This window comes from Actinopolyspora sabaoui (assembly GCF_051225635.1).
Taxonomy (GTDB): Bacteria; Actinomycetota; Actinomycetes; order Mycobacteriales; family Pseudonocardiaceae; genus Actinopolyspora.
On record NZ_JBMIHH010000005.1, the window covers coordinates 510,431 to 517,949 of the forward strand.

Annotated in this window: 3 protein-coding genes; all 3 read left to right on the plus strand. The window is 68.2% G+C overall.

Annotation, left to right across the window (positions count from 1 at the left end):
- Window positions 1-33 precede the first annotated feature (33 nt).
- The 3 genes from ACOQFL_RS12360 to ACOQFL_RS12370 all read left to right on the plus strand — a co-directional run bounded on the left by ACOQFL_RS12360 (window position 34) and on the right by ACOQFL_RS12370 (window position 7,012).
- Window positions 34-1,611, plus strand: a complete 1,578-nt coding sequence (locus ACOQFL_RS12360; protein ID WP_435544268.1) for an alpha/beta hydrolase — start codon at window positions 34-36, stop codon at window positions 1,609-1,611.
- A gap of 203 nt (window positions 1,612-1,814) precedes the next feature.
- Window positions 1,815-3,158, plus strand: a complete 1,344-nt coding sequence (locus ACOQFL_RS12365; RefSeq protein ID WP_435544269.1) for a glutamine synthetase family protein — start codon at window positions 1,815-1,817, stop codon at window positions 3,156-3,158.
- 50 nt (window positions 3,159-3,208) lie between these two features.
- Entirely contained in the window at window positions 3,209-7,012 is a 3,804-nt protein-coding gene (locus ACOQFL_RS12370) for an FkbM family methyltransferase (RefSeq protein WP_435544270.1), read from the plus strand.
- The last annotated feature ends 507 nt before the right edge of the window (window positions 7,013-7,519 follow it).

Here is a 7,519-nt window from a genome sequence, read left to right on the forward strand (position 1 = left end):
GCCGGGTCGGTGTCGCGTGTCACGATCCCGCGCATGCTTCGCCCACGAATCGTGGTCGCCGCTGTCGCTCTTCTGGGGGTTACGACGGCGTGCTCGAACACGCAGGAGTCACAACAGCAGCACAACGAACAACCCGAAGCGCAGAGCTCCGCCGCCGAGTTGCAGCGCTACTACCAGCAGTCGCTCGCCTGGGAGAGCTGCGAGTCCTACGCCACCACGCCCCCCTCCGAGGAACTCTTCGGCGCCGAGGGCCTGGAGTGCGCCCGGCTGACCGTGCCGCTGGACTACGACCAGCCCGACGGCGAGACCGCGAAGATCGGCGTGCTGCGCCGGTCCGCCTCCGACGAGCAGGCACGTATCGGGTCACTGGTGCTCAACCCCGGCGGTCCCGGTGCTTCGGGCATGCAGAGCGCCGCCGCACGGGTCTCCAGTGTGAAGGGCACCGAGCTCGGCGAGAAATTCGACCTGGTCGGCTTCGACCCGCGCGGCGTCGGTGCCAGCACCCCTCGCGTCGAGTGCCTCACCGCCGAGGAGAAGGACGCGGCTCGACTGAACTCCGAGGTGATCACCTCCGACGGAGCCGTCGAACGGCTCGAACGGGAGAACCGCCGCTACGCCGCGAAGTGCACCGAACGCAGCGGGGAAAAGTTACTGGCCAACGTGGGCACCGCCAGCGTCGCCAGGGACATGGACGTGCTGCGGGCCGCACTCGGTGACGAGAAACTGACCTATCTCGGTTACTCCTACGGCACGCTGCTCGGCAACGAGTACGCCTCCCGGTTCCCGGACCGCGTCCGGGCCATGGTGCTCGACGGCGCCATCGCGCCGGGGGAGTGGGACCAGAGCGAGATGCAGCTGGAACAGGCCGCCGGGTTCCAGCAGGCCTTCGACTCCTTCGCACAGTGGTGCGCCCGGCAGCAGCGCTGCGCACTGGGCAGCGATCCGGACCGCGCGGTGCGGCGGTTCCACGAGATCACCCGACCGCTGATCGGCAGCCCGGCCGCCACGAGAATCGACGGAAGAAAACTGTCCTACACGGATGCCAAGACCGGTCTCTTCCAGGCGATGTACAACAAGCAGTACTGGAAGCCGCTCAACGGGGGGTTGTCCCGCCTGGCCAACGGCGATGGATCGACGCTGCTGCGACTGGCCGACCTCTACCACGGCAGAGCCGAGGACGGCTCCTACTCCAACATGATGGCCGCCCACCAGGCGGTGCTCTGCGTGGACGCCAACCGCATCGGCGGCAGGCAGCAACAGCGCGAACTCAATCGGAAGTACCGCCAGGCCGCCCCCTTCACCGACCACGGCCATCCGGTCAGCTCCGCCCGCGGCCGCTGTGCCTTCTGGCCCGTCCCGGAGACGGGGGACAAACCGGAACCACGCCCGGGGAAACTGCCCGAGACGGTGGTGATCTCGACCACCGGTGACCCGGCCACGCCCTACGAGAACGGACCGAAGCTCGCCGAGGCGCTCGGCGGGCGGCTGCTGACCTACGAGGGAGAGGGGCACGGGGTGTTCCTCGGCGACAACGAATGCGTGAACGAGGCCGGAACGCGCTACCTGGTCGACCTCAAGGTCCCCGAGCAGGGCAAGCGCTGCTCGGCCTGAGCGCGGAGCCGGGAACTTCCGGGGCGGGCGCGGCCGGTTTCGCCACGACCGTGCCCGCCCCGCACCCACGATCCCGCGTCGGCAACCCCGGACCGGGCGCTCCGATCCGAGTGGCTGGGTCTCGTCCGATCGGAGAAGTCGCCCCACCCACTCGGGGCCGAGCGGGTGGGGCACCAACCCGCCCGGACGCTTAGGGTGCGGGCATGGACCGTCAGCAGGAGTTCGTGCTCCGCACTCTGGAAGAACGCGACATCCGCTTCGTGCGGCTGTGGTTCACCGACGTTCTCGGCATTCTCAAATCGGTGGCCATCTCGCCCGCCGAGCTCGAAGGGGCCTTCGCCGAGGGGATCGGTTTCGACGGCTCCGCCATCGAAGGATTCTCCCGCATCTACGAGTCGGACATGGTCGCCAAACCGGATCCGGCGACCTTCCAAGTGCTGCCCTGGGAAACCGCCGACGGCGAACACTACTCGGCGCGGATGTACTGCGACATCACGATGCCGGACGGCTCGCCCTGCTGGGCCGATCCCAGGCACGTGCTCCGGCGCACCCTCTCGAAGGCGACCGAGGCCGGGTTCACCTGCTACGTGCACCCGGAGATCGAGTTCTTCCTGCTCAAGAATCTGCCCGTCGACGGCAGTGAGCCCGTGGCCGCCGATTCCGGCGGATACTTCGACCAGGCCAGCCACGACGCCGCCCCGCACTTCCGGCGCAACGCCATCGAGGCGCTGGAGGCGATGGGGATCTCCGTCGAGTTCAGCCACCACGAGGGTGCCCCCGGACAGCAGGAGATCGACCTGCGTTACGCCGACGCCCTGACCATGGCCGACAACGTGATGACCTTCCGTTACACGGTCAAGGAGGTCGCACTCACCCAGAACGTGCGGGCATCGTTCATGCCCAAACCGTTCAGTGAGCAACCCGGTTCGGGGATGCACACCCACATCAGTCTGTTCGAGGGTGACCAGAACGCCTTCTACCACCCGGAGAATCCCTACGAGCTCTCCGACACCGGTCGTGCCTTCGTGGCCGGACTGCTGCGACACGCCAGGGAAATCAGCGCGGTCACCAACCAATGGGTGAATTCCTACAAGCGCCTCGTGGTCGGCGGTGAAGCACCCACGGCGGTCTGCTGGGGCCACGCGAACCGCTCCGCGCTGGTGCGAGTGCCGATGTACTCGCCGGGCAAGTCCTCCTCCCGGCGCGTAGAGATGCGCAATCTCGACTCCGCCTGCAACCCCTACCTGGCTTATGCGGCCATCCTCGCCGCGGGGCTGCGCGGTGTGGAACAGGGCTACGAGCTTCCCCCGGCCGCCGAGGACGACGTCTGGTCGCTGACCGAGAGCGAACGCAAGGCCGCCGGATATCCCAGCCTGCCGCAGAACCTCAACGAGGCGCTGTCCGAGATGGAGAACTCGGAGCTCATGGCGGAGACGCTCGGCGAGCACGTGTTCGATTTCTTCCTCCGCAACAAGCGGGCCGAGTGGAACGCCTATCGCAGTCACGTCACGCCCTACGAGCTGCGCACCCTGATGCCGATGCTGTGATCCGGTCGGGGAGTGCCGACCTCGAAGCCTCGACGGTAGGTTCAGGACTCGTGAACGATCCCCTGGACCACTCCGAATCGAACCAGTGGCCGTCCGCCGATCCGGAAGCGCTCGGTTCGGCGGACGAGTTCGTCGACGAGCCTGCCTGGCCCGCCGAACTGCCGGAGGACGAATCGACTCCGCCCACCGGGGAGGGGAACGAGTTCCCCGACCCGCACGGCTGCACGATCGCCCGGCACGGTCAGCTCGCCGGGGCGCGGGTGCTGCGTGACTCGTTCCTGCGGTGCCACCCCGGCGGGCGGTTCACGATCCTGCTGCTGGACTTCGACACCGACCTCGAAGCCGACGTGCGGGAAGAGGTCAACACCCCAGCCGACATCGGTATCGACGAGGTCGAGTTCTCCCGGCTGGCCACGGCCTGCGGCGGGGAACTGCTCAACTCGGTTGTACTCCCCGGGCTGCTCGCCCGGCTGCTGCGCTCCGAACCGCTCGTGCTGTACCTGTCGCCGGTGGTCCGGGTGTTCGGCCCGTTCGGGGAATCGCTCGCCACGTTGGGCGACGAAGCGCCGTTGGGGCTGGCTCCCCGGGTGATTCGCCCGCTGCCCTCCGACGGGCTGCGCCCCGGAGCGAGGGACCTGGCCCGGGCGGGCTCGTTCGATCCGAACCTCCTCGCGGTGACCCACGGCGCGGAACGGGTACTCGACGAATGGGCACAGCGGGTGCGCGCCGAACCGGACGCGGCGCCCGAGTTCTTCGAGGGGTTGCCCGCCATGGTCGAACACCGGGTGCTGCGCGACCCGGGCGTGGGACTGTCGGTGTACAACGCCGGGCAGCGCGAGCTCGAAACCTCCGACGGTGAGTACACCGTGGATGGTCATCCGCTGCGTACCGTGCACTTCGAGGGGTTCGAACCGCAGCGCCCCTGGTTGTTCTCCGCGGAGTACTCCGACCGTCCCCGGGTGCTGCTCTCCGAGTCACCACCCCTGGCGCAGCTGTGCGCGGGGTATCGCAACGCGCTTGTCTCCCGGGGAATGACGAGCGAACGAACCTCGCCGTTCGACGAACTGCCCGACGGTACGGTGCTGCCGACCTCGCTGCGCGCCGCGTACCGGACCCAGTGGTTGACCGCCGAGGCATCGGGCTGTCCCGTCGTACCCAGTCCCTTCGAACCCGCCGGGCCGGAACGTGACCCGCTCGCCGAATTCCTGGAGTGGGCGGGCACCCCCGCCGACGAGCAGCAGCGCGCCGCCGGGTGTTCCCGGTGGGACTTCGCGTTGTGGCAGGACGATCAGGTGCTGCGGCGCGACTATCCGCGCCCGCTGACCGACGACGCGGCCGCGTTCCGCGAGTGGTGTGCCGGAGTCGGGGTGGCCAGTGGGCGCGTGCCGGCGCGGTTGGCCCGGAGCAGGGGCACCGAGGAGTCCGAGATGACCGACCAACTCGGGGTCGCGGTCGTCGGTACCGGGTGGCTGGCCGAACTGGTCCGGCTCGCCGTACGCACCTCCGGAATCCCGAATTCGGACGACGCACGCTATCCCGTCGTGCTGCGCTGCGATCCCTCGATGCCGGTACCCGCGGGGCACCACCTCATCGACATTCGGCCGGACGCCGGGGCCGATCCGGCCGACACCACTCCCGCTTCCGGCGAACCCACCGAACTGTGGGCGCTCTCCCAGGCAGGCAGGCACGCGGCGCGTCACGTGGGAGTGCAGGCTCGCGTGCTCGCGCTGCCGTTCCCCGAGCAGGAGCCACCGGAGCCCGCCACCCGGCAGGCCGCCAGGGAACGCATCGGGCTCGACGAGGAATTCGTCTTCGTCGCCTTCGCCGATCACGCCGAGGAACACCGCGCGAACGTGCTCGGCTTGGTGACCGCTTTCGGTGCCGCGTTCGGCGGGCGCACCGACGTGCGGCTGCTCGTGGCGGTCAGTGGTGCCGCGGAGCATCCCGAGGCAGCGGAACGCCTGCGGTTGGCAACCACCACCGACCACCGGATCCTGCTGCTGGAACGGGAGGATGCCGAGGAGACGGTCCTGGCGATCGCCGATTGCGCCGTCTCGCTGCACCGGGCGGACGGCGGTGTCGGTGGTGACCGGTACGCGCTGCGGATGCTGCACGCGGCGGCGCGCGGGATTCCGGTGATCACCGTGGAACAGGGGGCGGTCGGTGAACTGTTCGGATCGTCCGGCGCGGTGTTGGTGGGATGCCACGGTAGTGGCGAACCCGACATGGCGGCTGCCGCTGCCGCGTTGACCGCGGCTGCCGACGATCCGCGGGAACTTCAGCGGTTCGGCGTCGCGGCGGGGGAACGGCTCTCCCGCCAGCTCGCGCCGGGCAGGGCGGGTGAACAGCTGCGGGAACGTGTGGAGGCGGCCTACCGCAACTGGCGAGCAAAGTGGGCACGGGACCAGCACGCCCCCGACGAGGACCCGTTGCGTCCGTTGCTGATAGCCCGCCACGCGCTGCACCGTCCACCGGAAGTGGGGATGGGTGGGCGCAACGCCGTCACCCCCGCGTTGCGCAAGGCCGTGCTCAAGGCGTTGGGCCACTATGACGAGCACATTCGCGACATCATTCGCTCATTGCTCGACGGAGTGGAGAAAACCTCCTCCGAGCTGCTTCGCAGGCAGCAGGAACGTGCCGACGACCTCGACATCAACGCGGTACGCGCCGAGCTCACGCAACTCGCCCAGCGACAGGAGCAGCTCGGCTCGCGGGTGGCGGGAGCCGACGACAGCACGGTGCAGGCCCGTACCGAACTGGCGGAACACGAGCGGAGGCTGCGCGAGCTGGAGGAAACCGGCGATTCGTCGGGGCAGCGGCAGCTTTCCGAGCTCGCCGAGCGCATCGACAGCCTCACCGGCGCGGTGGAGCGGACGCTGGACCGGGTGGACCGGTTGGAACAGCGGATCGAGGAGTCGGAGAAGGGCCAGCAGGAACAGCTGGAGAACGGGTTGCGCCGCAGCGCCCTGGACATCGACAACGCACTACGTGGTACCGACGCGTTGCGCCGAATCGTGCTGCGGGAGCACGAACGCAACAGCGACACGGCACATCTGCCCGGCACCCCCGTGGTGTGCGAGGCGGGACTGCTTCGGCTCCCGGCGGACGACACCGTGATGCTGCCGTGGCTCTCCTCGCACCACCGTTGGGACGCCGAGGTATCCGCCCTGATCGATTCCCTGCTGGAACCAGGTGGAGTCTTCCTCGACGTCGGGGCCTACGTCGGCTACCAGGCGGTCCGCGTGCTCGGCAGGCTCAACCACACCGGGCGTGTGATCGCGGTGGAGCCGGACGAGGGAGCCCGTGAGCTGCTGCGGCACAACGCCGATGTCAACGTCACCGAGCGGCTCAGGGAACGGCTCACCGTGCTGGACAGCGCGGCCTGGAACGACGACGGTGAACTGCTCGGGTTGCCCGCGGGGACCGGCGGGGTGGAAGTGACCGCTTCCGAGGGAACGGGCGGGCAGTCCGTTCCGGATGCTCGTGCTTCCGTCGTCCGGCTGCGGGGGGTGCGCCTCGATGGGGAGCTCAACAGCGAGCACGGGATCGGTGAGCGCAACCTCTCCGTGGTGCACGTGGATGTCGGATCCAGGGTGCACCGAATTCTGCACGGGTTGGAGGGGCTGTTGCGACAGCACCGGCCTTCCGTGGTGTGCTCGTTCACCCCCTCGGGGATGCGGGCACTGGGCGACGAACCAAGCGGTGTGTTGCACGAGTTCACGTCCTGGGGCTACGACATCGTGCCGGTGGGCAGGAGCGAGCCGGTAGCACCGGAGCAGTTGATGCGGGCGATCGGTGCTTCGGAGACGAGCACCGTCAAGTTGTGGCTGCGGCCCGGGTCGAATGCCGAATGAGCACCGGGACAGGCACGCCGCGGTCGTTTCCGCGGCTCACGGGCGCATCGCGCCTGCGGGAGCCGCGGTTCGCGGTACAGGGGCACCCCCGTTCGAGTGGGCTGTGGCGGTGGGCTAGGCTGTACGAGCAAGTGAACAGGAGCCCGCAGGGTTTCGAACTGGCTGGGACGGGCGGGTTGACACCGCCAGTCGGGCCGAGTAAAGTAACTTGGTGCTCCCGACGGGAAGCTGTCGAGGGCGACTCCGGTGTTTGACTGCTTCGGGTTCTGGTTGAATCCGGACCCCCGATCTACGGGGGGAACAGTCGGGTGCTAGAGTAAAAACAGAAGCGATCGGGAAAACTCGAAAAACTTTTCGGGTGCTCTTGATTGTTCGGGCCTACCGCGTGGGTGGTGGGTGTGTTCTTTGAGAATTCAACAGTGTTTGTGCACGCGTGTGTGTGTTTGTTTCTTGTCTTTTTTGCTTTGAGTATCAGCTCGCGCTGTGCCTCATGGTTTGTGAGGTGTG

Excerpts from the sequence above, each read along its gene's own strand:
- ACOQFL_RS12360 (WP_435544268.1), top strand. The coding sequence starts at position 34 with ATGCTTCGCCCACGAATCGTGGTCGCCGCTGTCGCTCTTCTGGGGGTT.
- ACOQFL_RS12365 (WP_435544269.1), top strand. The coding sequence starts at position 1,815 with ATGGACCGTCAGCAGGAGTTCGTGCTCCGCACTCTGGAAGAACGCGAC.